Source organism: Pseudomonas sp. Irchel 3F3 (genome assembly GCF_900187545.1).
Taxonomy (GTDB): domain Bacteria; phylum Pseudomonadota; class Gammaproteobacteria; order Pseudomonadales; family Pseudomonadaceae; genus Aquipseudomonas; species Aquipseudomonas fortuita.
The window spans coordinates 675167-699868 of record NZ_FYDS01000001.1; the positions used below are offsets into that span (position 1 = coordinate 675167).

Consider the following 24702-nt stretch of genomic DNA (forward strand, 5'->3'; position numbering starts at 1 on the left):
ATGGCTAATGGATATGCATACAGTTGGGGCCAATCCCTCGACTTTGACCATTCACGCTACGCAGGCGGGGCGAGCGGATGCCTTCATCAGATGATTTTATCCCACTGGATGCTGCGATCGGCGCCTTAAGAAGGACGGCACCTGAGGTGCTGACTGCAATCACCAAAGCAGTCGGCGATTACCGACCGTCGGACTGGATCTCAGCCGATCTCGTTCAAGGAGCCATCTGCAACAAGCCTATCCTGGATTTTTACCTCACCTACGCTCAGTTGGCCGCTTACCTTGATTTGGCGGTGAGCAAGCATGCGTCGGTGATCATTGAAACAGGGGCAGGAGTCATCGAATCGCGCTATGTCAGCGTCAGTCGCAGCTGGCTGCTTGCTCAAAGTGAACAACTGGCCATGCTCTCAACTGCGGCCAAGGCGATTTCTCTGCGGTTGTCTGGCACTACGAAAGCGAGCGTTACGCCCCTTTACCCAGATCTAGACGACCAAACACCTGAAACTGCGCGTGAGGAATTGCGTCGACTCAAGATCCAGATTGGTAAAAGTTTGATTTTGCCGGGCCTTGATCAAAGAGATCGTGAAATAGAGCAACTGCGAATGCAACTGACGTCGCTCACAGAGGAGAAAGGTCAGGTTGACGACCTGGCAGCAGCGCTTGCGAAAACTCTCCGAATGCTGACTATTGAAAATGACCAGTTACGTAAGGGCCGAGCGATGGATGCGGCGCTAAAGCAGCATTTATCAACTCCTGCTTCGCCCAAGCAGCGCAAGCCTACCAACGTAGAGAAGCGTAACGACAGGACCCGGTGGATCAGAGATGTCGTTGCGACGTACGCTAAAGGTATGTGGGCAAGCCCAGACCTCGCGGATGCACGTACAGGAGAAATGGTCCGATTGGTACGAGCCACTATAGATCCAACCATCGCGGCGCTTCTTCCTAAGACTGACATCACTCTCGGCCGGTGGCTGACGAAGGACGCCGCACCCGCTTCGGCAAAACGCAAAGGTCGGCCTTTGGGTACTCGCCAGAAAAAATAAATGGCACAACCGGCCAGATATTCAGTTTTCCGGCTCCGTCGGGCGATTTTACGCACTGGATAACCCTGCCAGCATTTCCGTCATCGACCACATTCATACGACCCCGGAGGGCGTAGACGATGACTGATTCGTGCTTAGCTTGGACTGATTTCCTGGGTGGAAAAGCTGCTCAGGCAGTCTGTAATTTACTCCTCGGCCCACGGTTAAACGGTGTCCTTGCTGGAGTTGCTTTGAGCCTTAGCTGCCGGGGTGAGAAGTGATGGCCAAGAAAGTCTTCTCGCATGACTACCAAGGGCAAGCTATCAGTATCGATCAAGAGGGCTGGATCAATGCTTCGGTTGCAGGCTTTAGCTTCGAAAAGGAGCCGTCAGAGTGGCTCAACCTTGAACTGACCCAAGAGTATATTTCGGGCTTCGCGAGAAGAGCAGGGCTGGCCTTCGATTCACTTGTGGAGCTTCGTCGTGGAAACGATAGAACACGAGGCACTTGGCTCCACCCTAAGCTGGCCATCAAATTTGCACGCTGGCTGTCGATCGATTTTGAGATCTGGCTTGAGAGCGAGCTGGAGATATTGGTTTCAAGCGGGGCTTTCGCCAGATCGGTCGTGCGGCGCCAGGCCTCGATGGGGTACCGCGGCGTTTGTGAGGCCCTTGATATCACGAATCAGGCGAAGGGGAAACAAAGCAAGCCTCACCACTACATGAATGAGGCCAGGCTACTAAATGAGGTCCTGACCGGAGCCTTTAAGGGGCGAAATCGTGATCAGCTTTCTCTTCCCGAGCTTGAATTGGTAGTACTGATGGAGACGCGTGACGTTTTGCTCCTCGGCCAGGGTAAGGACTACGCAGCCCGCAAGGTTGCCTTGATGCAGTACCTGTCACAGTTGTGCGAGAGTCGCTTAGAGAGGGCATCTTGATTGCAGTAGCTCGGCCCTGGAGTCTAGCGGCAGTCCTTCTTCGATAGCTTAACCATGCTCAGTCGGAGTGCGATGCCTAGGAGGTGCTCTGATGTTGGCGCGCCCAACGGTCGCAGGGTTTGGGGCCGCCGGGTATGTCTAGGAATTACCAGTGAATGGAGATTCAATGGAAAACCAAATTGTTGCACGTCATGTGAGTGATATCGGGGTCAGCGCTTATGAATCCGGCGCCAAGCGCCTCGTACGATTGCATCACACCCTGGGCTACGCCGCAGCGATGATGGATGTGAATGGTATGGGACATTTAGCAAGCCGCGTTGAGGAAGTGCACGATCACAAAGGTACTCTTCAGGTGCACTGGGTCAGTATCCCGACTGATGTTGAAAAACATGTCTTCAAACTCGCCTGGAATGGTCAGGTCGGTGACGGCACCGATATGGTGGAGCATTTCCTACACGATGCTCTCCTCCCGTAAGTCTTGCTGCGGTAAGGAACTGGACGTGACCAACATTTTCATATCAGTCCCACACCGGAAAGCCGCTCTTCAAAGAGTCGATCCAGTGGCTTCAGACCTAGGCCAAGGCAGGAGAAATTATGCAATCTGAGCAATTCGGCAATGACGAGCGCCTTAAAGCGGCACAGGCGCCTTGCGTTGCTATCGTCCTCAGCTGCGTTGCCATTTCATGAAGACCCAATCCGTGCTCAGAGGGACTCAGGCGTCACCGCGTCAAGCATGTGGCCCGTGGAGTGATTTAGCACTTCATACCATCGGATGGCGAGCATTTCAGGATCTATGCTCCCAGGTATCTGAAGTCGTACTCGGTCGCCCAGTGGAAATTTTCCGTGAAGCGCAAGATGGTGGCCAGGACGCGGTATTTCTCATTCCTGCTGAAAAGGACCCATCACAGGTCGGCACAATCCAGTGCAAACACACCTCCGATGCTTCAAAAGCGCTGAAGCTTAGTGACCTGAACGCCGAGATTTCTCATGTCGTTGAGTTGGTCAGCGCGGGACAGGCCGACACTTACGTTTTTATGACCAACATGAGCGTCGATGCTCCCGTCGCGGCTGCGATGCGCTCGAAACTTCGAACGCTTGGTGTCCGTAAGCCTCACATTCTTGGTCGACAGTACATTGTGCGCGTGATCAAGGGCAGTGCCCGCTTACGAGCCCTTGTCCCTCAGGTCTACGGCTTAGGGGACCTCACCTCAATCGTCGATGAGCGACTCAGTGAGCAGAGCCGAGCCTTGCTGGACAGCTGGATTCCAAAGCTCCGGACTTATGTGCCCACCCAAGCGCACCGTGCGGCAGTCAATGCGATCGCGGATCACGGTGTAGTACTGCTGCTAGGGAATCCCTCTAGTGGCAAGTCGGCGATTGGCGCCATCGTTTCGACTATAGCCTCAGAGAACCCGGACACCACAGTACTGGCCTTAACCAGCCCGCGCGATTTCGAAACAGGTTGGAATCCCAATGACCCAGGTCGCTTTTTCTGGATAGATGATGCCTTTGGGTCGAATGTGCTCCGCGACGACTATGTGCAAGACTGGGCCTCGGCCTTCTCGAAGCTCCGTGCCGCAATCAAACATGGCAATCGCTTTCTCCTGACATCTAGGAAGCATATATATGAAGCGGCACGGCGTCGGCTTGGGCAGCGCAACCTTCCAGAATTCGCAGATGGTAGTGCTGTGGTTGACGTCGGCGAGCTGTCGTCAGAGGAGAAGGCTCAGATCCTTTATAACCATGTCAACTTTGGTGGGCAGAGCCAGAGCTGGAAGACGAGCGTAAAACCTCACCTGGAGGCTGTCGCCGCCGTTGAGGATTTCCTTCCCGGAATCGCGGAACGACTCGGCGACCCGAATTTCACCAAGAGTTTAGCGCCTCGCGAAAGCTCTCTCGTGCGCTTTATGAAGGAGCCTACAGAGCATCTGATCGATACAATAAACGCTCTGGATGAGCCATTGCAGGCTGCGCTTATCCTTGTTTATGTCCACCAAGCCGGTTTTGATCCCAATGGTCATGATAGTGCTGCGGCCCATGCGGTAGCGGAGTTGACCGGGCATTCGCTGACGAAAATCCAGGACCGTTTCGTTGAGTTGAAGGGCTCGTTTTTGAAGCTGTCCGGGCCAAGGTGGACCTTCGCTCACCCGACGATCTCAGATGCCCTAACGGAAATTTTGCGCCAGAAGCCGCACATGATTTCGGCGCTTATACGGGGTGCAACAATCGACATCATTCTCAGCAGCTGTACCTGCGAGGGATCATCACTCATCCGTGATGCACTCGTGATTCCTACAGGGCTCGATGACGCAATGGTCGCGCGTCTTGGTAGCACCCCAGACGAAATACAACGTAATTGGCTGCTATTTCATTTCCTGTCATACCGCGCAGGTGACGGTTTGTTCAAAAAGGTAGTCGAGCAATATCCTGATTTGCTGCGCCGGAGCTGCTGGGGGTCGGATCTCATCAGCAGCGATCCCAAAGTCGCTAGCTACGCTCGTGCTCATCACTTGGGTGTCTTGGCTGAAGACCTGCGATTGGATATTGCCGACAAACTGGAATCGGCTGTGCTTGAAGGACTTGATACCTCCTTCTTCGATAAGCCGCGAGTACTATCAATCATCGAACCGCTCAAGCTTATAGGCTTAGGCCTAGCTCTGCGAACAACTCTACTGCCGACGCTTGAAGAGCGGATCGATGAGATCTGCGCCGACGCCGATTTGGACCAAGAGCCTGAAAGTCATTTCAAAAAACTTCTCGGGATGCTAGATCGCATTGAGGCGATGGGTGTTGAGATTGACGACGCGGGGCTGATCGACGAAGCGCGTGATCTAGTTAAAAGCTCCATTGTGACGCTTGAGGAACGCAAGCGGGAGCAAGATGAAAATTCCGGTGATGAGGCCGATTGGACTCACCTCGTATCCCAGAAGAGGGACGAAGCCTCACCACTCGTTGCTTCTGTATCGATGCGATCAGTGTTTGACGATGTCGACAAATAGGCCTCTTGTCAGAGAGCATGGTTTTTAGAAGCCAGCATGCCGTTATTGCATCCAATGAACATCATTTGCCAGTGCGGGGCAGCGATCACAGTCAGCAGAGGACGCATCGGCCATTCAAATCAAGGCCCGAGCCGTCTGTGGCATACTGGACCCTGGTAACGGCGTTTGGATCGCACCAATGTTTGATTACAACGAGCTGTACTTCTTCGCCCAAGTGGTCGAGCACAAAGGCTTTGCCGCGGCCGCTAGGAAGATTGGAATTCCTAAATCTAAGCTAAGCCGCCGAGTTCTAGCCCTTGAGGAGCGGCTGGGTGTACGTCTCATCCAGCGGTCCACCCGCAAATTCACCGTGACTGAGATTGGCCAGGACTACTATCGCCACTGCGTCGCCATGCTCGTTGAGGCAGATGCTGCCGAGAAGGTCATCGAGGAGTCGCGGTCCGAGCCTCATGGTTTGATACGCGTCAGCTGTCCGCCTGCGTTAGCAGCTATGGGCGTGAGCGATGCCATGGCGAAATTCATGGTTGCCCATCCGAAGGTGCAGATCCAAGTAGAGAGCACGAACCGGAGAGTAGACGTTCTGGGGGAGGGCTTCGACATTGCCTTGCGAGTGCGCTTTCCACCACTCCAAGACGAAAACCTATTCCTTAAAGTCTTCGGCGAAAGCTACCAGAAGCTTGTGGCGAAGCCTTCACTGGTTGAAGGCATTGAATTGGAAGCGCCAGGCGATCTGATTGGTCTACCGAGCATGGACCTGGCTCCAGCCAACCGCGACCACCGCTGGGCCTTTATCGATCCCTTTGGGGATCGAGTAGAGGTACCTCATACACCACGCTTTGTCACCGCTGACCTAGATGCATTACATCGAGCTGCGGTCCAGGGTGTCGGGATCGTCCAGATGCCAGAGGTTATGGTGAGACATGACCTAGAGGCTGGCATGCTAGTGGAGGTGTTGCCGGCGTATCGACCTCCTAGCGGGTTAATTCATGCTGTCTACCCCTCCAAACGCGGATTGCTTCCGTCCGTCCGTGGGCTAATTGATCTTCTTGCCGAGGAGCTTGGGGCGAACGCTGAAGCTGATGGGAAGGCCTGTAAAGCAGCAGGCAAGATATCCAAACCGTAGTGATCGGAAAGACTCAGACAACGTGGGATGACGAGGCTTAGGATCAGATCTGTCCACCGAGCATGTCGCCATATAGGCAGTCCAAGCCGCAAATCTGCCAGATATCTCCAGCGGGATAATCGCAATACATGACCCGGGACTGATCCCAAGAGGGAGACCGTTCGTCGGGTTTGCCAGATGAGTAACTGAATAAAAAGTGTCTGATTGTTCACGTGCCTCCTGATTTTTCAAAGCCATGTAAATTACTTTGACATAGTAAAAATATTTCTAAGTTTAGTTCGCTCAGCGTGTTAGCGATTTTATCGCTAACCAAAACGGCAGGGTTCGATACTTAAAGCTTTATTATTAGGATGTCAATGTGATTGACCTACGCATGCAAAGGTTGAGGTGGAATTTTACATGCCAAAAAAAATAGTTGCAGCGGAGGTTGCTGTGGGCTAATTATTTCTACGCCACAACATGAACACGACGGCGTTGAAACTCATGCTAAACACTTCAGTTCTATCGCTGCTCTGCCAAAAAGAGATGCCAGCGGATCTTCAGTGCATCATGAATAGAGAGCGCTTCAAAAGATCTGAATACGGCTACAAAATTGACAAGCGGCTATCCGTGACATATCCGGTATTCTTGGATGCTTATGGTCTGCAATCCGGTGTTCGTGGCGACGAACAAGATATGTATGAGTTCTTTATGCTTCATTATACAGACGATAGCATCGGTATGGTCAGGTCGCAATGCATACGATTGAGCGAGATTAAGGATTTAGCAGGTCATAAAGTCGAATCTAGGAACTCGTTAAGCTTTGATGAATGGCGAAAGATACAGCCTTCAGCTGATCGTCTGAATTTCTATAATGGGTGGTTTTTGCCCACGCTAGGGCAGGCAGGCCAGCACATTAATTTACTCGACATTTACCAGAAGTTTGGTGCGGATTTTTGTGCCGAGGTTTACCGTGCCTTGGGCCTATATATCCTAAAAGTCAATCCGAAAACCGCGAAAATTAAAATAAATGCAATGCTTGTGGTTAACGGTATTCTTGTTGAAACCTTCGAAAATAAAGATCAGCTTAAGTATTCGTTTGGCGATCGTTTGCTTGAAGTTCTGGAGAAAATCTGGATTCACTTCATGCGTAAGAATTTCAATAGGCTAAGTGAGATTCATTTCTTTGAGGCGGTAAAAAGCTTAAATGATTTCTATATGAAGTATGGATTTATAGAGGGTTTAGGATATCCGTTGCACGGCCGACTAGCAAAATTGCTATTAGGTGACGTTATTAGAGGGAAAAGATTCTACTAGAACTCGCGACCTCTCGAACCACTGAGTTACTCCACTAGGACCGATATCAATCACATCTTTAAAGCCAGGGTGGGTTATGAGACACCGAATTTCCAGTGGCCAGATATCTAAGTACCCTCTCACTGAGCAGGGGCGCTTGCTTGAGCGTCGCATGTTGAATGCCATGTTGTTTCGGACCCAAACACTTGAATCAGGTTGTAGGGTTGCCTTGGCTCTATTCTGTGCGTTTCTCAACGTCGTCGGGATGAAGGATCTCCCAGTAGTGCTCTATAAAGTGGCAATCGAGTTTAGAGGTTTTTTGCTCATTGAGGTGGATGGGCCGCTTCACCATTTAGATAGAATATTTAAGTTCGCTTGCAAAATATTGGCCGCAATTTGTCCAGGATGTGACTTTCAGAAGCTAATTGAGCAGATATCCAATGATGATGCTAGTCGACAGGCATATCTTAGCCTTAATCGTAACGGAGCGCTCCTTGAGTATTACGGGGGGTGGCCGATAAGAACGCTTGACGATGAAGTGGTTTGGGCGAACTTAAGAGAGCTTCACCGAATTCATGGGGTGGCAGTGGCTAGGCGCTATCATAAAGCTCTCAAAAGTTACGGAAGGAAAATAGATGCTCAAACATTCAAGCATAAGCGCACACTGATCATAGATACTTTGAATGCAATATTGATGCTGTTGGTGAAAAGCGAAGATTTACAGCATTTACAGACCCCGCTGGGCGTAAACCAAGTTTTTGAACGTGTTAAAGTAATTATGCTTGTTCAATACCAAGCGGAGCGTCCAGGGGAAAACGTTGACATATCATTTGAAACGAAATGGAGGAGGGTGTGGGTTGAAATCTACGCCTTCTTCATTGGAGAAAAGTTAGTCTCGGAGCCGTTGTATCCCATCCCAAAGGGGAAAATACGTGGTCCTGTATCAAGGTCGTCGCTGCCGAAGGATGAGCTTGACGCCATAGGAACTTTCGGCGTGCTTACACCCATTCCGCTTTCAATACAGGACGAAGCAGCAGCGAGCCGGATATATGAACAAATCTGTACTGACCTTGATTTGGTAAAGGAGGCCTGTGAAGAAGCCAGGGAAAATATTTTAGAGGCGCACTGGAACAGGATTCACCTTGCGGAGAAGGGAAAGGTTTGTTCTCCGAATGATAGCACTGAGGCACGCGAGAAACTGGAAAATCGGTGTCGGACATGGCAGGAATATAATTATCATGTCGCAGATCGAAAAAACAAAACAACACTTTACGCCCTGCGCGGGGCAATTAATCCTGAGCTAGCGCTCCTATCAAACTCAACCTTGTTACCGTTCTTTTATTTATTGGTGGCCGAGCACCCTGCAATTACGGCATCGTGGTTAATAAATTATGAGCTTTACGATAAGCACGGAAATCTGAAAGGGCTGCAATCAGACGGGAAAATTGCAGTTAGCATTAAACCTAGGAGAGGGTCAAAGTCCGCACATCAACCTATCTATCTCAGTGAAAACGCCAGATTGCTGCTTGATGAAGTCTTGATGTTGACCCAGCAGGCGCGAGACTATTTGCGTAGCACGGGTAATGATGACTATCGTTATCTATTTTTGACAGGTAATGGGTTTGGTGTGCCGAGGCGTAAAAAGGAAAGCGTTCCGCCTTTAAATGACTTGACTTATGCACAATCAATCCTAAGGTCTGTGCTGCTTAATAAACTTACGCACAGACCAGATGGAAAAGAGTTTCTCGACAGAGTGACCCTCAAAACAATGAGGACCACCGCAGCCTTGAAAATCTACTTCGAAACTGGACGGCTAAGGGATATGGCCGATGCATTGGGCCATAAAACACTGAGCAGAAAACTCCTAGAAAAATACTTGCCGGCGCAATTGCTTCGATTTTTCCTTAATAGATGGATCCGGATTTTTCAGACGGCGATCACCTACAAGGCAGTCGTTGGTCGACCTTGTCTTCATGAAGCGATGGGGCTGAGCAATGAACACGAACTTCAGGAGTTTCTGCTGCATCATGACCTTAAACCACTGCCGAACTATTTAATGGTGGGCACGTACGGGCTGCCTGAAATTAATGTTACTAAGAAACGGGACAACATCCAAGTGGTATTTCCGATTACGCCAGAGAGGTGCACTTTCGTACTGTCTTGTGTAGCTGCTGTTGAGCGACTCCAAGCTAGCGGGCATGAGGTCTCAGAGGTCGGCAAGCATTGGTGGAGAACTGGTAAGTTCTTACAGATGTCGTCGGGGCTTCACGAGTCGGGCCAGATACGCGTTTGCTCTAACGAGGTGCTATCAATATTTAAAACAGCAAGTCATTCAGAGGCACTTGTAAGAGTGCTTGCCCCGATCATGACTCAATCAGCGAGTAGGTAATCGAGCTTTCATCATGAAAAATCCTGATTATTCAAACCGGGATCGACAATCCCAGGAGACTAAGTCCTTAGCAGAAAGGCTTGATGAGGTTCTAAAGCTGCCGTTTTCTGAAAGTCTTTCAGCATTGAATGCCTTAGTGCAACACGGTGCATCAGGTGATTACAACATAGATGCACCAGATTGGCTGGTTGATGGCACAAACTTTTACTCACCTATTTGGTCGTGCTATTTCGGAGAGGCTGATGAGTATTCGGTTAAAAGACTCGTAAATTTTGATGTGCGATTGGCAAACGGAAGCTCACTGACAGATCCTGAAAACATCGATACGCTCACATGGATTAGGTATTTTCTAGCTGTTCAAATTCATCCTCGGTTCAATGGTGGGACACGTAAGGCTCCAAATTTTGAGTTATTGAAATTCAATAGGGGGCTACACGTCGCTGATTACATTCTAATGAATGACGCTGCGGATTTTGACATAGGCAAAAATGGCTTAGGAATGGTTTCGGTAAATTCTTTCAAGAATTTCCTCATCAAAAATACAGCGACCCCTATTACCGATTATCTTTATGAGTATCCTGTCAGATTATCGAATTGGTTTCGATCGAAGCTAGACGAGGTGTCAGAGGCGGAGGTGGACGAGGCCTGTCAAAAATTCCCGTTGATAAAAAATATTCCTTCACAAGAGGACAGGATCCTTGGCTTCACCGACGCCGAGCTTATAAAGGTTCGCACGGTTATTGCTCTGAATGGTTGGTACGACTTGTATCCTGGTGGCAAGAGGTTCAATCCTCGAACTTTTATTAATACGGAATACAGGAATACTCTCTACGGTGTCTCTCTGATGCCCCGGGTTATTCCAGAGTTGAACCTTGATGACTCTCTCGCTAGAGAGTATCCGGGCGTGCCAGTAACAAGCGTTCCAAAACCAGGTGTTACTCTAGAACAACTGCGTAACTATGTGTCAGTTGTGCAAAAAATACCTGTTATTGAGGCTAGCTATGGAATAAAAGGTGTTTCGATTCAAGGTTTTGAGACCATTAACGCTGCCAATCTGCTGGAGCTGGTGGATCAAAAAGATCGAGGCCGTTTTGTCACCATTCCTTATGCGGTGCTGCTCCACACTCTTGGAAATAGTTTTCAGTTCTTTATTGATTACCGTCATGCGATTCTAGAAACGGTACTTGATGTGTTAATTGCGGTTAAAAATAATAATTTTGATTCGAGTCCTAGGATGAGGCAGGTCGAAGAGATTTTCTCCAGTGTATCGATCCCTGAACCGCTTCACGCGCTCGGCGTCAGTGAGTGGTGCATAGAGCGCCTGAGTGTGGATGTTGCCGATTTTTATGGAGAGATACGTAGTAATCGGTATTTCTTATATCTATATCAGGTAATGATTGGCTCGTTTCTGATTATAATCGGTAGTTTGGGTCTGCGGAGACAATCGGAGATCTTGGATTTAGATCCATTGTGCTGCCTGGAACCTCCCATTGATCCATACCTACCTAACAATGCATCTATAAATTACTGCTTGAACTATTCAGCAAGAAAAACTGGAACCAGGAACCAGCATCAAGTCCTAAGTGTAGGTATCACCCACCCGCTTGCCAGATTTATTTGGGATCTGATGGAGTTTAGGCGCAAGTGCGATCTCGCAGGTGTCCTTTCGGATAAGGCGAGGTTGTTGTTATGGGTGGATCAACGTAAGGTAACGGCAGGCCCTATTAAAATTGTTTCGTTTAATCAGGCCCTAGATGTGGCGTGCGATTATTTCGAAGTGCAGACTGTGGAGATTGATGGTATTGAGCGGCGTTATTACTTGCGCCAACACCAGTTGCGTAGATTTATTGCCTTGGCTTTCTATCACTCATCAAAAGGACATATTGAGGCGCTTCGTCATTGGCTTGGCCACTCAGACGTTGAGCATGTGTATACCTACATTTCTGAAACTACACCTGGACTGGTTCTTGATTCTGTAAAGGCTGAAGTGATTGTGGATTTTATGTTTAACGGAGAGGATAGCATCGAAGGGCTGGACTTCCTTAAGCAGAAAATCATGGAGAAATACTCTGCTGAAGATTTCGTAGTGCGATCACTAAATGAGATTGGTAAGTCTTACGAGCCGTTAGTCAAAAGGGGATTGAAGAATTCTAGTGTTTCTTTGGCAGATCTGATCGATCAGCAGACAGGTTACGATGAAGTGATGAAAATGCTGAGCGCTCACGCAATTGACCTCACTCCAGAGTTTTTTACCGCCACCATGGAAGATGGTAGTCAAGAAAATCGGTTTAACCTTGTTTTAAAAATTTCGGAGACTCAAGATGCACGGTGATCGCTCTAGGAAATCGATGCTGAAATTGCATGAGCTGTTACGAAATATCAATGACTCTCCTCAGTCGTATGTGCATGACAGAGAATGGTTGTCGATATTAGTTACTCAACACAGCTTGGCAGAATACAGCAATGTAGACCTGGGCATTCGTGGGTGCGCGATGGGTACATTCAGAAGTGCGGCGTCCCATCTAGCGATAGGCTTTGATGGTATAAACAAGCTGAGGATAAGTGCTCGCGCTCGGATTTTAGCGCTAACAACCCAAAAAGCGGTAAAAGCCTCAAAGAGTCGTCGAGATTACGTTTCCGAGATAGCGCATCTTCAGGAACAACTGAAAATCATGTCGCGGGACTTCTGTCAGATGCAGGTCGTTGTTCATAAATTGCGGTTGATATCGCAGCAACTTGCGACTGATGATGGTATTAGAGATCGGGAAAAATGGTGGATTCGAGAGATGAGACAGGTCGAGATAATTTATGAAGGTGGATTGAATAAATTATGGGCAGAGCAAAGCAATGCTACATCAAACTTGGCGTAGGGTCAAAGCTCGCAACTCACGCCCCATCGCCAAAAGAGCCGCCGCTATTCAACAACGCCACAGGCTTCCCCGTACTATACTTTCCTGATGGGGGTTACTGCTTTGAGTTTAATGCTTATTTGGCCTCGCTTCTCCTTGATCGTAATTATTCCTTAGTCGGCGACAGGGGTGGTACCTATGCGCAAATAGCTGCGGACCTGTCTCCTCTCATGAGGTACATGTATAGCAACCGTATTTGTGCTATGCAAATGAGTGATTCGCGGTTTATGAGTTTTATTGATGGACTCAATGTTGGCAGAAACCCAGATGGAAGCCCGCTTCGTGACCCTAATAGGATCCGTGCGATAGGATCTACTTGCCTTGATTTTTTGAATTACATGGGGGTATTTCATCACAGAACAAACTTCGTCTCTCCCGACGGTGCAATCAGAGGTTACCAGAAGCATATAGTTCCAACATGGAAGAAGAAGGTGGCCGGTCGTCTTCGCTGGTATCATTTTCATCTTCCAAATGCTAGGCCAGAGAATCACCGGCATCCCATTGGGGATATATCGCTGAAGAAGATGTACAGTGCTGCCTACTCGGTTGGATCTTATGAGCTTCAGCAAAGGAATAACATCCTTCTTTCAGTGTTTGAGCATACGGGAGGGCGTAAAGAGGAGTGTAATAGTCTGCTAGTTGCGGATCTGATCACAGCGCTGGAGAGTGGAGAGCCGTCGCCTAAAGTCAGACTCCCCACTCTCAAGCGGGGCAGAATTCATTTTCGCTACATTCCTGTGCCCAGAATCTATATTCAACAATGGATGGGCTACGTTAACTCGACTCGTCTTGTATGTATTCTTGAGAAAGGTGTTATAGATGATGGCTACCTTTTCATTAATATCAAAACTGGGAGGCGGCTGAGCAGTACGACTATAACTAAGATTTTTCAAGATCTGCGTGCCTCGGCGGGGATCTCAGAGAGAACGCACCCTCACATGTTTCGACACAGGTTTATTACAAATAAATTGAAATCGATCATGCTTGAGTTTGATTTTGAGAACCAAGACAATTTTAAGAGGGCATTAGCGGACTTCAGTGGGTTTTACGAGAAGCTTAAGCAGTGGACCGGTCATGCCAGGATAGACTCATTAGAGAGGTACATCCATCTCGCTTGTAATGAGCTTTCTGACTTAGGTCCAATAGTGGAGCACGCTCAGCAGGCCGAAGCCTTTCGAGCAGTGAGTCGTGTTCTGAATGGCGTTAAAGAAAAATTGGATAAGGGGGAACTCACAGAAACGGAATACAAGAAAGAATTTCGACGAACGATTGAAACTGGACTGGGCAGTCTGCTCAGTGAGGATTGGAAGTCGGCGATTTACACGTCTAACATTGACGCACCTTCTCATCCGTAATGATTGCCTTTCACCAGCCAAGAGGCTAAGCGCCCTCTAAAGCTCGTGTTACTACTCTCTATTAATAGTGATTCTTGAGGATCTAATATGGAAGTCGATACGATTGACGACGTCACGCTTGGTAAACTCTACGAGGCAGCCGAGTCTTTGGGGACCAGGGAGGTGCAGGATCGAAACAAAACTTTGCTTGGGGTATTCGAGCATACCGGTGCCCGGTTGGATGAGGTCCGCAATTTAACTACAGCATGTGTATTGATTGCATTTCACGTTGCTGGTGAGGGGGATATGGTTATGCTCCCACTGCGCTGCGCAAAAGTATCGAAAGGAAGCCTAGCGAGAGATAATCGAGATGTAGCCGTTTCTTATAAGAAGGTTGTACCTGTGCCCAAGAACATAGTCGCTACATGGGTTGAGTATATTCATACGAGTCGTGCTGCGTGCATCAAAAATAGCGAAGTTGACGATTGTGGATACCTCTTTATCGACACCACGACGGGTCAAAAGCTTACTAAAGGATCACTTCGTGGGATCATGCAACAACTCAGTGACGCGGCAGGCATAGCGGCTTCTGTGACGCCCCGAATGATTCGTAATAGGCTCCTTCTTAAAATCTGTAGGGCCAAGTCGAAAGCCTTCATAGTCTCCTTTCAGTCAATGTTAGGACACACCAGGTACGACGTCTTGAAGTATTATTTGAATTTGAATGATGCAAACTCCCGACGACCTAAAGATTGAGCATCTTTCTCATTGCTCAAAACGGGGGCGCCAGGGGTCAATTCACGGCCCGCAGGCGCCCTTTGTTTTTGAAGCGGATGATTCCGTCCTTCCACCGGATTCCAGGGCTACCTGTTTTGCGGAGGCCTCGGTTTGGTACCTGTGGCGGTCAAAGGTCATTGCGCTACAGACATCTGTCTTCCCAGCAGCGCATTGAGAGGTGAGGGGAGAAGCCGGCGTAAATTCGACGGCGGTAAATTGACTATTCGTGCGCGAAAGGGTGTTGACCTGTCAAAAAAACGTAGCGTATTCTCTATATGGTGTTTCTTTATCATCTCAGGCACTAGATGTAGTGCTTGTCGGGTTTTGCCACTATTATGCCGCTAGGGACTGGAGGTTGATGCATGTCAGATGGGTCTGGACCGCGTACGTATCACGTATTGGCACTGTCTGGGGGAGGTTATCGGGGTCTATACACGGCGACCATCCTTGCAGAGGTAGAGCAGGCTCTGGGCCGACCGATCGCCTCGCATTTCGATTTGATCTGCGGTACGTCGGCGGGAGGCCTGCTCGCGCTAGGCTTAGCTAGCGAGATCCCTGCCCCCGAACTGAAGTCGTTATTCGAAGATCAGGGGAAGCAGATTTTCGGCGTCCGCAGTTGGTGGCGTCGACGGGTTGGGATGTACTTCAAGGCCAAGCATTCCAATGACGGCCTGAGGTCGGTCCTGGAGCAGCGTTTTGGTGAAGCTAGCATCGGTGATTTGAAACATCGCGTGCTCATCCCGTCCGTTAATTTCACCACCGGACGGGGTCAGTTCTTCAAGACCCCCCATCACCCAACCTTCGAGCTTGATCACCGTCTCAGCATCGTCGATGTAGCCCTGGCAACTTCGGCCGCGCCGGTCTATTTCCCATCTGTTCGCAACCCCCGAGGTGTCTTTGTAGACGGCGGTCTGGTGGGCAACGCCCCCGGTTTGTTTGGGCTGCATGAAATACGCACCTTCCTAGACAAAGACCCGCAGGCCATCGTGCGAGTTTTGGCTATCGGAACCATGACCATCGGGGCAACGATTAGCGGTAAAACCAGCCTAGATCGAGGCATTCTTGGTTGGGGTGGGAGTCTTTTCGACCTGGTGATCTCGGCTCAGGAATCGTCTGTGGACTACATGCTCATGCAGTCGATAGGAGAGCGATATTTCAAAATTGACGACCAAGTCACTCCTCAGCAAAGCAGTGATGTGAAGTCACTTGATGAAGTGACCACAGCCTCCACCAATACGCTTCGTGATCGTGGTGCTAGTGCCGCACAGCGCGCACTTGGAGATCCGCGCTTCGCACCCTTCCGTACCCACGTCCCATCACGTCCCATTTTCTTCCATGGCCCCAACAAAAACTCGGAGGGCGTGTAAATGCTCGACCTTTCTAAGCTGTTCTACACCGAAACGACAGACGACTGCCTGTTGAACGCGCTGGAGCTTACCGACGTCGAGCGAGCTTACATCGCCGCATCCAAGGAAGACGTGCGCAACTGCTTGCGTGCAGGTGTTCCCCGGGTTCTAAAGACAATGGGGTACGAGGGTGTTGTGCCAAAACCACGCTTCTTCACGCAGGGTTCGTGGGCCTACAAGACTCTCAATTCGCCAGCGCACATCCCCCCGCAACAAGGCGATTGCGATGACGGCGCTTACTTGCCGATCAGCTTTTTGAAGGGAACCAGGAGGCCAAGTGTTGCAAGTGCGATCTTTTTCACAGCTGCGGAAACTGCGCTTGAGGATCTGGTGAGGGAAAACCAGTCACTGGGCTGGAAGCTGATTCGGGACAAGGACACCTGCATCCGAATCCAGATTTCAACCACTGCGCATATCGATATCCCGCTCTACTCAATTCCGGACGAAGAATTCGTTACCTTGGCTAAGGCCGCGACACGCAGTGGATACATGAGTTTCGATGAAGCATTCAACGCCCGAGGTGCTGAGTCGTGGGCTGATCTCCCTACCGACGAGGTGATGCTCGCTCACAGGAAGGATGATTGGGTTAGCTCGGATCCGCGCCCTGTGAAGAACTGGTTTGTAGACCAGGTAGCAGACAAGGGTGAGCAACTCCGTAGGATTGTGCGATACCTCAAAGCCTACCGTGACTGGCAGTGGGAGGCCGGCGGACCTTCCTCGATCTTGCTGATGGCTGCTGCAACGCCGCTGTTCACGAAAGTGAAGGGTAGGGACGACTTGGCGCTTCTGGAGGTGCTCAAAGGGCTTCCTGATGCATTGCGTGGAGGTGTCAGCAATCCAGTTGATGAGTCTGAGAGCCTTACTGAGCGACTCAGCGCTGAAGCGCTGGAGGAAGCCGCAGAGCAATTTGAGAAGTTTGAGATGAATCTGAACGGAGCAGTCAATGCATCTGACCCTGCCTCCGCGTGCGTATGGCTTCGCAAGATGTTTGGCCCTCGCTTCCCTCAGCGCACCGATCTCGTAAAGATTGTCACAGTCGCGTCGACAATCGCTGCTATGCCAGCCGAGGCAGCACCCAGCGAACTCGTCGGTACTTCCAAGGCAGGATAGATCGATGGGCTCGCAAAACGAGGCAGTCATTGAAGCGCTTGAAACGCGTGGTTTTCGTTACGTCGGGCGTAACGCGCAAAGGTGGCTGTCCTTTCTGGGGTATCTGAACACCAGTAAAGGTGAGCACGGCTGTGAGCTGGCCGTTGATCCTGAATTTTATGAGCTGCCACGCGTGCGCCTGCTTAGCGTTCCTGATGCTTTACTCCCCATCGCACCTCATATCGGAGGAAACGGAAGCATCTGCTACCTGACAAAAAATACAGTCGTTCTGGATTTTTTTGATCCCGTTGGCCAAACCCTGCGGTGTGTTGACGAGGCGCAAAGTGTCTTGGGCAAGGTTCTTCGGAAGGAGATGGTAGAAGATTTAACGGAAGAGTTTTTCGTCCACTGGTACGCGGGGCAGTGCATTTTCGATGTCCAGAAACCTATCCTCGGTGAGGTACCAGGCTTTTGCCTGCTCGGACGCAGTGGGGAACGGTTTCCCGTCATATCTGATGACCTCGGGGCCACTTCCCTGAAGCTGGATGTGATGGGCTTCGAAGCGAAACGTGAGCGAATTCCAGCGTACATTGTGAAAGCCCACGTCGAGCCAAGGCCGAGTCAGAAAGACTGGCCACCCAGAACAGTGGCAGATTTTTTGGAGTGGCAGCGGCAGTTGGACGGACGCTGCGCGAAGAAGGTAGAACAGCGGCTTGGCGAGGCCTCCCGCCTGACGAAGCGAGATGCTCTGATCATCATCAAATCGCCTAAAATGCGGTACGGCATACATGTACATTTTGATCAATCGGTACTTTCTGACGAAAAGCTAGCACTCGCCCGCGGAACCCAGCGCCTTTACAGCTACAAAATCTCTCGACTACATGTCTTGCGTCTGGATAACGAATACATCGCACAGCGCAACATTCCTGGTATGCAAACACTGGCTGGCAAGAGCATTGCTGTCGTGGGCTGTGGAACGATCGGTGGTTACCTGATCGATGCTTTGGCCAAAGCAGGGGCGGGTACTGGTGGTGGGGAGCTGACCATCGTTGACTACGAAGTACTTGGGCCTCAGAACCTCGGCCGACACCGCCTTGGGATGGGGCACCTATTTTTGAACAAAGCATCCGGGATGCGATTAACGCTTCAGTTCGACAACCCGTCAGTGGCAGTTCGTGCCCTAGATGTGGACGCCCGGCGTGCTCATCTCGGCGCAGTTGATTTGTTGATTGATGCCACGGGCGATGAGTCGCTCGGGCATTGGTTGGCGGCACGCTACGCCAATCAGCTCCCTATGCTTTCGATATGGATCGAAGGTCCTGGCGTGGCTGTTCGCGGCTTGATGAAGGAGCCAGGGCCAGGTGCTTGTTACCGATGCCTATGCAATCACCAGCGAGCAGGAGGTTTGCCTACGGTGAAGGGCGTAATGCCGGCATTGCGGGCAGGGCACGGGTGCGAGGGCTTGTATGTACCGTTCCCTGCAACGGTGTCTCTTCAGGCCGCGGCACTCGGTGCTGAGATGGCTCTGGCGTGGGTTAATAAAACAGAAAGTCCCTCGTTGCGGACTAGAATTACAGATTCGGAGTATGAGCTAGATACCCCTGACTGCGACGTTTTGAAAGCAGAGAGGTGCCCAGCTTGCTGCAAATGACAGATTGGGCCGCCCACGAAGGCCGCTGTTTGATCCACCTTTTGCCTGACGTGATCACGCTGTTCCACGAGTATGTTCAGAGGAATCCCTCGGATCCTGAAAGTGGCGGCATCCTTCTCGGAACTGTGCACGGGCCGCATAATCAGGTTGTCCACGCGACCCCACCCTTTCCTACAGACAGAAGGACCCGGTGCAGCTTTGATCGGGGCTCAGAAGGTCATACGGAGGTAGCGGACCAGTTTTGGCGGGAGAGCAGCGGGATCATTCGCTACATCGGTGAATGGCACACGCACCCAGAGGACTATCCATCACCTTCCGGCATCGATTTGAGAGAGTGGAAGATCTCAGCAGCGAAGCGCACGGATGGTCGGCCGGTGATTGGGTTGATCGTGGGCCGCAAGGCGATCTATATCCAAAGCACCTCTGCTACGGGAAAAGCCCTCGTTTACCAAGCACTGCTGGGAAATTGCCCTGCACTTGGCCACTGATTTTCATCGATGCTGACCACCGTTTGCATTCGGTCTGACCGGCCACTTGCAGGCGATCTGAACAGTCGAAAGGATGGCTAAGAAGCGTGAGCAGTTACCCACAACCGGGAGCTTACGATCCTTAGCTGCCCTTCACGAAGGGCTAGGAAACGTGGAGTGATTCCTATCTCCCCCACAAAAATCCAATAAGCCCTCCCTAACCATCAGTTGATAATCCACAATAGATCTGACTCCTTGAGCTTTGGTGAATCATGGCAGCTATCTCGAATCGCAGTTTTATCCTACCTATCCTGATGGCGTGCTCGTTCGCTACCGGTCTGTTTTTCGGACTAATAGCGAAAGGTCTGCTAAATCCTTCAGGCTGGGCTGAGGCCGCCTCTGGAATTGCTACGGTAATGGCTCTAACTCTTGGGGTCGTCACATATATAGGGTGGCACAAGCAGAAGATCAGAGAGGACGCATACTCAACAAAGAAATTATATATATCAACACTTGTTCAGATCGAATCAGCCGCTGTGCAAATAGCAAACCTACTATTCAATCTCGTCCCGGAAGCAGGTATGTTGGTGCCTAGTGATTCTCAGGCCAAGTCCAGCCTGGAGAAGGTGGTTGATAAAAATAACGAACTGAAACTCCATGCGCAATCTCTTGTTTCAATTAGTAGTGAGCTTAGCTTCTGGGGCGCTTCGTTGACCCAAGAATCAGCCAGCGAGCACATGAAGCTGATTGACTCAATAAGCGAATATCTAACATCTCTCCATTACCTTCACAATTGTCTGATAAATTTTTACGTACACAAGACAGGTGACGATACCATTCAGCAGTGGAAAACTAGATTTATTGAGGCCAATAAATCCATATTCGATTTGTTTGATTCGAGAAAGAAAAAAAGTATGAGCACAGTTTTTGTGAACTAGGCTCTGTACGAAATCCCGAAAAACTCAATCGTCGCGCCTCCAGCGCTGAGCTTTTGTAAGGTCACTCGCTATCAGAGGAAGGAATTTTGGGGTAAAGCGGTACCGACGCCTGGGGTGTGGTTTACGATCTCTTCATCGAAACCCACGGTCAGGGGCTATGCTGGGCGAGATAATCGCTGTAATTGGTTACTTGCAGGACTACGATGCCGATGCCCATCAATCGGCGTACAGCCTCAGATCACTGACAGCAACAGGTCGTTAGCTGCGAGTCGTGTATAGCTGCTTTCGCCCCTTAGTCATGCGTGCGACCGCTCAGAGTATGCAAGTGACTGGTCACGTCGAATGCTCATACGTGCGTGACATCGCCTTCAACGCTTAGATTTATCCTGCCAGGGAGTGATTTCCTATAAGGGGTTGGCGAACTCACCCTAACAAAGTACGCAGCCATCGAAACCGAAGGATGCAAACCCCGCCAATGTGCCCTTAACGTCCATTCCGAAATGGGTGTAAATGGGTGTGGAAACGGGTGTGTAGATGGTTGGTAAGCGTCCAGCCAGCCCGTCTTGTGTGGCTATGGGTCACCACGCGTGCGATATCAGACTCCCTAATCTCTCAAACCCGCTGCTTCGATAACGGACACAAGCACCATGCTGCCAACCGTAGGTCATCCGGCGCTTGCGGTCCTCCGCTCATGCTTTCAACCGTCACGAAGCTCAACGTCCGAGTTTATGGTTGAGGTGATGAAAAACTTTCGAAAGCATCTCCTCAGGCCTTCACACTACTGATCAACCCAGTCGCACTGTGCTGAGAGGATTGAGGGAGGAACCTCGAAATGTGCTTGGACGTCTACTGCCCTTGAGGTCTCTAGGGAAGAGAAGGGCAGAGCATTTTGACCTTTTCTGCTCCTAAACTGGTATTCCCCACAAAACGTTGAGGTCTTGCATGAGAATGTCTCACTGTTCCATCTGTGGGACAAACTAGCGCATATTTGCCGCCTTATCACCCATTACTCATCTCTGTAGGATTCTCTCCATCGTGATCGCCCAACGCTGCGGTCTTCAATCACAGGAGAGTCCCATGAAACTGTTGCACATCGATTCGAGCATCCTGGGCGACAATTCCGCCTCCCGCCAGCTGAGCCGTGAAGTGGTCGAAGCCTGGAAAGCCGCTGACCCAAGCGTGGAGGTGCTGTACCGCGACCTGGCCGCCGACGCCATTGCACACTTCTCTGCCGCGACCTTGGTAGCCGCAGGTACCCCTGAGGACATGCGCGATGCAGCCCAGGCCTTCGAGGCCAAGCTGAGCGCGCAAACCCTGGAAGAATTCCTGGCCGCCGATGCTGTGGTGATTGGTGCGCCGATGTACAACTTCACCGTACCGACCCAGCTCAAGGCCTGGATCGACCGCGTTGCCGTTGCCGGCAAGACCTTCCGCTACACCGAAGCGGGCCCGGAAGGCCTGTGCGGCAACAAGAAAGTGGTACTGGTGTCCACTGCCGGTGGCCTGCACGCTGGCCAGCCGAGCGGCGCCGGGCATGAGGACTTCCTGAAAGTGTTCCTGGGCTTTATCGGTGTCACCGACCTGGAAATCGTTCGCGCCCATGGCCTGGCTTATGGCCCGGAGCACCGCACACAAGCAATTGATGCTGCACAGGCGCAGATTGCCAACGCGCTGTTTGCTGCTGCCTGAGCCAGTCCGTAACCGCCAGCGTGAACATCGGGGGAGCAACCGTCAGGCGTGCTTCAGAATGTTGGCGGTGTGATCACCCAGATCACCACGGCATCCACCTCACCGGGGTTGCCGTAGCGGTGCGGCTCCTGGCTGGAGAAGCTGAAACTGTCGCCTTCACCCAGCTGAAAATGGCGTTCGCCCACCCACAGCTCGAAGCTGCCGCTCAGGATGTAGCCGGCTTCTTCGCCCTCATGGCTGTAGCTTTGCTGGCTGTAGGTGCCCGGGGGGAAGCGCGAGTGCAGGATCTCAAGCTGGCGGTTGGGCTGGGGGGTGAGCAACTGATCGACGATGCCATCTTCATAGTGCACGCTCAGGCGGCTGTTGCGCCGCACGACATAGCCCTGGTCCTCGGGCGCAGGGGTGGCCTCGCTGGCGAAGAACCACTGGATGGTCACGCCCAGGCTGCGGGCGATGTTGAACAGCGCCGGGATTGACGGGTAGGAGAGGTTGCGCTCCAACTGGCTGATGTAGCCGGCGGTCAGCTCACTGTGCGCAGCCAGCTCCGCCAAGGTCATGCCGCGGCGCTTGCGCAGGCCGCGGATGCGTGTGCCCAGAAACTGCGGCGCGGCGCCTCCGGCTTCGCTGGCGGGGGGCAGGGGGAGTTGGCTCATGCACGTCGGTCCATCGCAAAAGCCGCAGTATGTACAGCCTCAGAGCGACCAGGCAACCGTCAGGCCGTCGTGAATCGCTTCTTCGGCGGTACGTGGTGCCAGGCAGTCGCCAATGCGCCGCACTTCTACCAGACCGGCCAGCTCGCTGGCCAGGCTGTCTTGCGGCTGATGGCCCATGCACAGCACCAGCGTGTCGATGCCTTCGAAGATCATGGGTTCGCCGCTGGCGGTGTGCTCCAGGTACACCGTGTTGTCGTCGCTGCCGTACAAGCGCGCGTAAGGGGTGACAGGGATGCCCAGGCGATGCAGTTCGCCGGCGAGCTGGTCACGCACGTAAAGCGGCAGGTTCTCGCCGCAATGGGTACCGTTGACGGCCAACTGCACCTGGTGCCCCTCGCGTACCAGGCGTTCGGCGATGCCAGGGCCGATCCAGTCGCAGCGCCAGTCCATCACCAGCACCGAACGCCCCAGCTTCACTTCGTTACGCAGTACTTGCCAGGCGTCCACCACCTGCAGCTCGCCGCTGCGCTCGAACGCCGGCCAGTAGGGGGTGGCACCGGTAGCGGCAATGACCAGGTCGGGGTGTTCGTGTTCGACCAGGGCGCGGTCCACCCGGGTGTTGCGCACGACTTCGACACCGGCAAGGGCCATTTCCCGTTGCAGATTGGTACTGGCCCCGCCGAACTCGCTGCGCCGCGGTAGCAATTGGGCCAGCAGCACCTGGCCACCGAGCTGTGGGCCGGCCTCGTACAGCGTTACGTGGTGGCCGCGGGCGGCGGCCACGGCGGCAGCCTTCATGCCGGCGGGGCCGCCACCGGCGACGAGAATGCGCTTGGGCGTTGTGGTAGGCGTCAGCTGCCCATACTGCAATTCACGGCCGGTTTCTGGCCGCTGGATGCAGGAGATGGCCAAGCCGCGATGGAAGTGACCGATGCAGGCCTGGTTGCAGGCGATACAGGCGCGTACATCTTCGACCTGGCCGCGTTCGGTCTTGCTCGGCATCAGCGGGTCGCAGATCAGTGCGCGGGTCATGCCGCAAACATCGGCCTGGCCGCGTGCCAGGATCAGTTCAGCTTCCTGGGGCTGGTTGATGCGCCCGGTAACAAACAGGGGTATGGCCAGCTGTTGCTTGAAGGTGCCGGCTTCTCTGGCGAGATAGGCTGGCTCGATGGCCATGGGCGGGACTATGTGCACGGCGCCGCCCAAGGACGCCGATGTGCCGGCGACGATGTGCAGGTAGTCGAGTTGGCCCTGCAGGGCAATGGCTGCGGCCAGCGACTCGTCCTCGCTCAGCCCTTGGCTGTCGCGCTCGTCGGCGCTGATGCGCAGGCCGATGATGAACTGCTCGTCGGTGGCGGCGCGCACGGCGGCCAGCACCTCACGCAGAAACCTCAGGCGCTGTCCCAGATCGCCGTTGTAGCCGTCGCTGCGCAGGTTCACCCGCGGGTTGAGGAACTGTGCGGGCAGGTAGCCATGGCTGGCCACCACTTCGACGCCGTCCAGCCCAGCCTGGTGCAGACGCCGGGCCGCACTGGCGTAGCCCTGGACAATTTCGTCGATCATCGGCTGGTCCAGTGCGCGCGGCATCACCCGGAAGCGTTCGTTGGGCACCGAGGACGCACAGTAGGCAACCGCCAGCAGGCCGTCTGCCGATTCCATGATCTCCCGGCCGGGGTGAAACAGTTGCGACAGCACCACGGTGCCGTGTGCATGGCAGGCTTCGGCCAGCTGTCGATAGCCGTCGATGCAGGCATCGTCGGTGGCCATCAGCACATGCGAGGTGTAGCGGGCGCTGTCATGCACCCCCGCAACCTGCAGCACGATCAGGCCGACGCCACCGGCTGCACGGTCGCGCTGGTAGGCGATCAGCTTGTCGTTGACCAGGTTGTCGGTGGGCAGGCAGGTATCGTGGCCGGTGGACATGATGCGGTTCTTCAAGCGCTTGCCGCGGATCTGCAACGCTTCAAACAGGTGAGGGAAGGCGGTCTGCATACAGGCGGCTCCGGTGCGGTGTTGTTCTTGTTTTGTGTATGAAAGTGTAGCT

19 protein-coding genes are annotated in these 24702 nt (G+C 52.2%); 17 read left to right on the forward strand and 2 right to left on the reverse strand.

All coding sequences use genetic code 11. The annotated features are described in order from the left end of the window. Positions 1-77 precede the first annotated feature (77 nt). The 17 genes from CKW35_RS03140 (at position 78) to CKW35_RS03210 (ending at position 22005) form a co-directional block, all read left to right on the forward strand. Positions 78-1043, forward strand: coding sequence for a hypothetical protein (locus CKW35_RS03140; protein WP_095115040.1), 966 nt, complete (start codon positions 78-80; stop codon positions 1041-1043). 259 nt (positions 1044-1302) lie between these two features. Beyond that, positions 1303-1959, forward strand: coding sequence for a KilA-N domain-containing protein (locus tag CKW35_RS03145; RefSeq protein ID WP_095115042.1), 657 nt, complete (start codon positions 1303-1305; stop codon positions 1957-1959). Positions 1960-2125: 166 nt separating this feature from the next. Then, a complete protein-coding gene (locus CKW35_RS27715; protein ID WP_143499731.1) occupies positions 2126-2434 on the forward strand; it encodes a hypothetical protein in 309 nt (102 codons plus the stop codon). A 355-nt stretch (positions 2435-2789) separates the two neighbouring features. Beyond that, positions 2790-4958 (forward strand): hypothetical protein, encoded by a 2169-nt coding sequence (locus CKW35_RS03150; protein WP_218192381.1) that lies wholly within the window; start codon positions 2790-2792, stop codon positions 4956-4958. A gap of 178 nt (positions 4959-5136) precedes the next feature. Further along, positions 5137-6081 carry a LysR substrate-binding domain-containing protein gene (locus tag CKW35_RS03155; protein ID WP_095115044.1) on the forward strand — a complete coding sequence of 315 codons (945 nt, stop codon included), beginning with the start codon at positions 5137-5139 and terminating at the stop codon, positions 6079-6081. A 459-nt stretch (positions 6082-6540) separates the two neighbouring features. Continuing rightward, positions 6541-7377, forward strand: coding sequence for a hypothetical protein (locus CKW35_RS03160; protein ID WP_095115046.1), 837 nt, complete (start codon positions 6541-6543; stop codon positions 7375-7377). 151 nt (positions 7378-7528) lie between these two features. Continuing rightward, positions 7529-9745, forward strand: coding sequence for a hypothetical protein (locus CKW35_RS03165; RefSeq protein ID WP_095115048.1), 2217 nt, complete (start codon positions 7529-7531; stop codon positions 9743-9745). Between the two features lie 13 nt (positions 9746-9758). Further along, the gene (locus CKW35_RS03170) at positions 9759-12077 is read left to right on the forward strand and encodes a hypothetical protein (RefSeq protein ID WP_143499733.1); all 2319 of its coding nucleotides are present in this window, start codon (positions 9759-9761) and stop codon (positions 12075-12077) included. Between the two features lie 16 nt (positions 12078-12093). Next, positions 12094-12615: a hypothetical protein gene (locus tag CKW35_RS27720; protein ID WP_143499735.1), complete on the forward strand. Its 522-nt coding sequence runs from the start codon at positions 12094-12096 to the stop codon at positions 12613-12615. A gap of 218 nt (positions 12616-12833) precedes the next feature. Beyond that, positions 12834-14009 carry a tyrosine-type recombinase/integrase gene (locus tag CKW35_RS03175; RefSeq protein ID WP_159971657.1) on the forward strand — a complete coding sequence of 392 codons (1176 nt, stop codon included), beginning with the start codon at positions 12834-12836 and terminating at the stop codon, positions 14007-14009. 87 nt (positions 14010-14096) lie between these two features. Then, positions 14097-14744: a tyrosine-type recombinase/integrase gene (locus CKW35_RS03180; RefSeq protein WP_095115056.1), complete on the forward strand. Its 648-nt coding sequence runs from the start codon at positions 14097-14099 to the stop codon at positions 14742-14744. A gap of 383 nt (positions 14745-15127) precedes the next feature. Then, positions 15128-16132, forward strand: coding sequence for a CBASS cGAMP-activated phospholipase (locus CKW35_RS03185; protein ID WP_095115059.1), 1005 nt, complete (start codon positions 15128-15130; stop codon positions 16130-16132). After that, the gene (locus CKW35_RS03190; protein ID WP_095115062.1) at positions 16133-17281 is read left to right on the forward strand and encodes a cyclic GMP-AMP synthase DncV-like nucleotidyltransferase; all 1149 of its coding nucleotides are present in this window, start codon (positions 16133-16135) and stop codon (positions 17279-17281) included. A gap of 4 nt (positions 17282-17285) precedes the next feature. Next, complete coding sequence (locus tag CKW35_RS03195; protein WP_095115066.1) at positions 17286-18911, forward strand: ThiF family adenylyltransferase; 1626 nt, start codon at positions 17286-17288, stop codon at positions 18909-18911. After that, on the forward strand, positions 18908-19399 hold the full coding sequence (locus CKW35_RS03200; protein ID WP_095115068.1) for a Mov34/MPN/PAD-1 family protein: 492 nt from the start codon (positions 18908-18910) through the stop codon (positions 19397-19399). The genes CKW35_RS03195 and CKW35_RS03200 overlap by 4 nt, the downstream gene beginning before the upstream one ends. Positions 19400-19650: 251 nt before the next feature. After that, complete coding sequence (locus tag CKW35_RS03205; protein WP_143499739.1) at positions 19651-20316, forward strand: hypothetical protein; 666 nt, start codon at positions 19651-19653, stop codon at positions 20314-20316. A gap of 1077 nt (positions 20317-21393) precedes the next feature. Then, on the forward strand, positions 21394-22005 hold the full coding sequence (locus CKW35_RS03210) for an FMN-dependent NADH-azoreductase (RefSeq protein ID WP_023049322.1): 612 nt from the start codon (positions 21394-21396) through the stop codon (positions 22003-22005). 53 nt (positions 22006-22058) lie between these two features. Here the strand turns inward: CKW35_RS03210 and CKW35_RS03215 are convergent, their stop codons facing one another. Then, positions 22059-22658 (reverse strand): helix-turn-helix domain-containing protein, encoded by a 600-nt coding sequence (locus tag CKW35_RS03215; RefSeq protein WP_016486514.1) that lies wholly within the window; start codon positions 22656-22658, stop codon positions 22059-22061. A 39-nt stretch (positions 22659-22697) separates the two neighbouring features. Beyond that, the gene (locus CKW35_RS03220) at positions 22698-24650 is read right to left on the reverse strand and encodes an FAD-dependent oxidoreductase (protein WP_095115073.1); all 1953 of its coding nucleotides are present in this window, start codon (positions 24648-24650) and stop codon (positions 22698-22700) included. Between the last annotated feature and the right edge of the window lie 52 nt (positions 24651-24702).

Excerpts from the sequence above, each read along its gene's own strand:
- CKW35_RS03200 (WP_095115068.1), top strand. The coding sequence starts at position 18,908 with ATGACAGATTGGGCCGCCCACGAAGGCCGCTGTTTGATCCACCTTTTG.
- CKW35_RS03185 (WP_095115059.1), top strand. The coding sequence starts at position 15,128 with ATGTCAGATGGGTCTGGACCGCGTACGTATCACGTATTGGCACTGTCT.
- CKW35_RS03145 (WP_095115042.1), top strand. The coding sequence starts at position 1,303 with ATGGCCAAGAAAGTCTTCTCGCATGACTACCAAGGGCAAGCTATCAGT.
- CKW35_RS03165 (WP_095115048.1), top strand. The coding sequence starts at position 7,529 with ATGTTGAATGCCATGTTGTTTCGGACCCAAACACTTGAATCAGGTTGT.
- CKW35_RS03190 (WP_095115062.1), top strand. The coding sequence starts at position 16,133 with ATGCTCGACCTTTCTAAGCTGTTCTACACCGAAACGACAGACGACTGC.
- CKW35_RS03155 (WP_095115044.1), top strand. The coding sequence starts at position 5,137 with ATGTTTGATTACAACGAGCTGTACTTCTTCGCCCAAGTGGTCGAGCAC.
- CKW35_RS03140 (WP_095115040.1), top strand. The coding sequence starts at position 78 with ATGCCTTCATCAGATGATTTTATCCCACTGGATGCTGCGATCGGCGCC.
- CKW35_RS03195 (WP_095115066.1), top strand. The coding sequence starts at position 17,286 with ATGGGCTCGCAAAACGAGGCAGTCATTGAAGCGCTTGAAACGCGTGGT.
- CKW35_RS03220 (WP_095115073.1), bottom strand. The coding sequence starts at position 24,650 with ATGCAGACCGCCTTCCCTCACCTGTTTGAAGCGTTGCAGATCCGCGGC.
- CKW35_RS03160 (WP_095115046.1), top strand. The coding sequence starts at position 6,541 with ATGAACACGACGGCGTTGAAACTCATGCTAAACACTTCAGTTCTATCG.
- CKW35_RS03175 (WP_159971657.1), top strand. The coding sequence starts at position 12,834 with ATGTATAGCAACCGTATTTGTGCTATGCAAATGAGTGATTCGCGGTTT.
- CKW35_RS03210 (WP_023049322.1), top strand. The coding sequence starts at position 21,394 with ATGAAACTGTTGCACATCGATTCGAGCATCCTGGGCGACAATTCCGCC.
- CKW35_RS03180 (WP_095115056.1), top strand. The coding sequence starts at position 14,097 with ATGGAAGTCGATACGATTGACGACGTCACGCTTGGTAAACTCTACGAG.
- CKW35_RS03205 (WP_143499739.1), top strand. The coding sequence starts at position 19,651 with ATGGCAGCTATCTCGAATCGCAGTTTTATCCTACCTATCCTGATGGCG.
- CKW35_RS27720 (WP_143499735.1), top strand. The coding sequence starts at position 12,094 with ATGCTGAAATTGCATGAGCTGTTACGAAATATCAATGACTCTCCTCAG.
- CKW35_RS03215 (WP_016486514.1), bottom strand. The coding sequence starts at position 22,658 with ATGAGCCAACTCCCCCTGCCCCCCGCCAGCGAAGCCGGAGGCGCCGCG.
- CKW35_RS03170 (WP_143499733.1), top strand. The coding sequence starts at position 9,759 with ATGAAAAATCCTGATTATTCAAACCGGGATCGACAATCCCAGGAGACT.
- CKW35_RS27715 (WP_143499731.1), top strand. The coding sequence starts at position 2,126 with ATGGAAAACCAAATTGTTGCACGTCATGTGAGTGATATCGGGGTCAGC.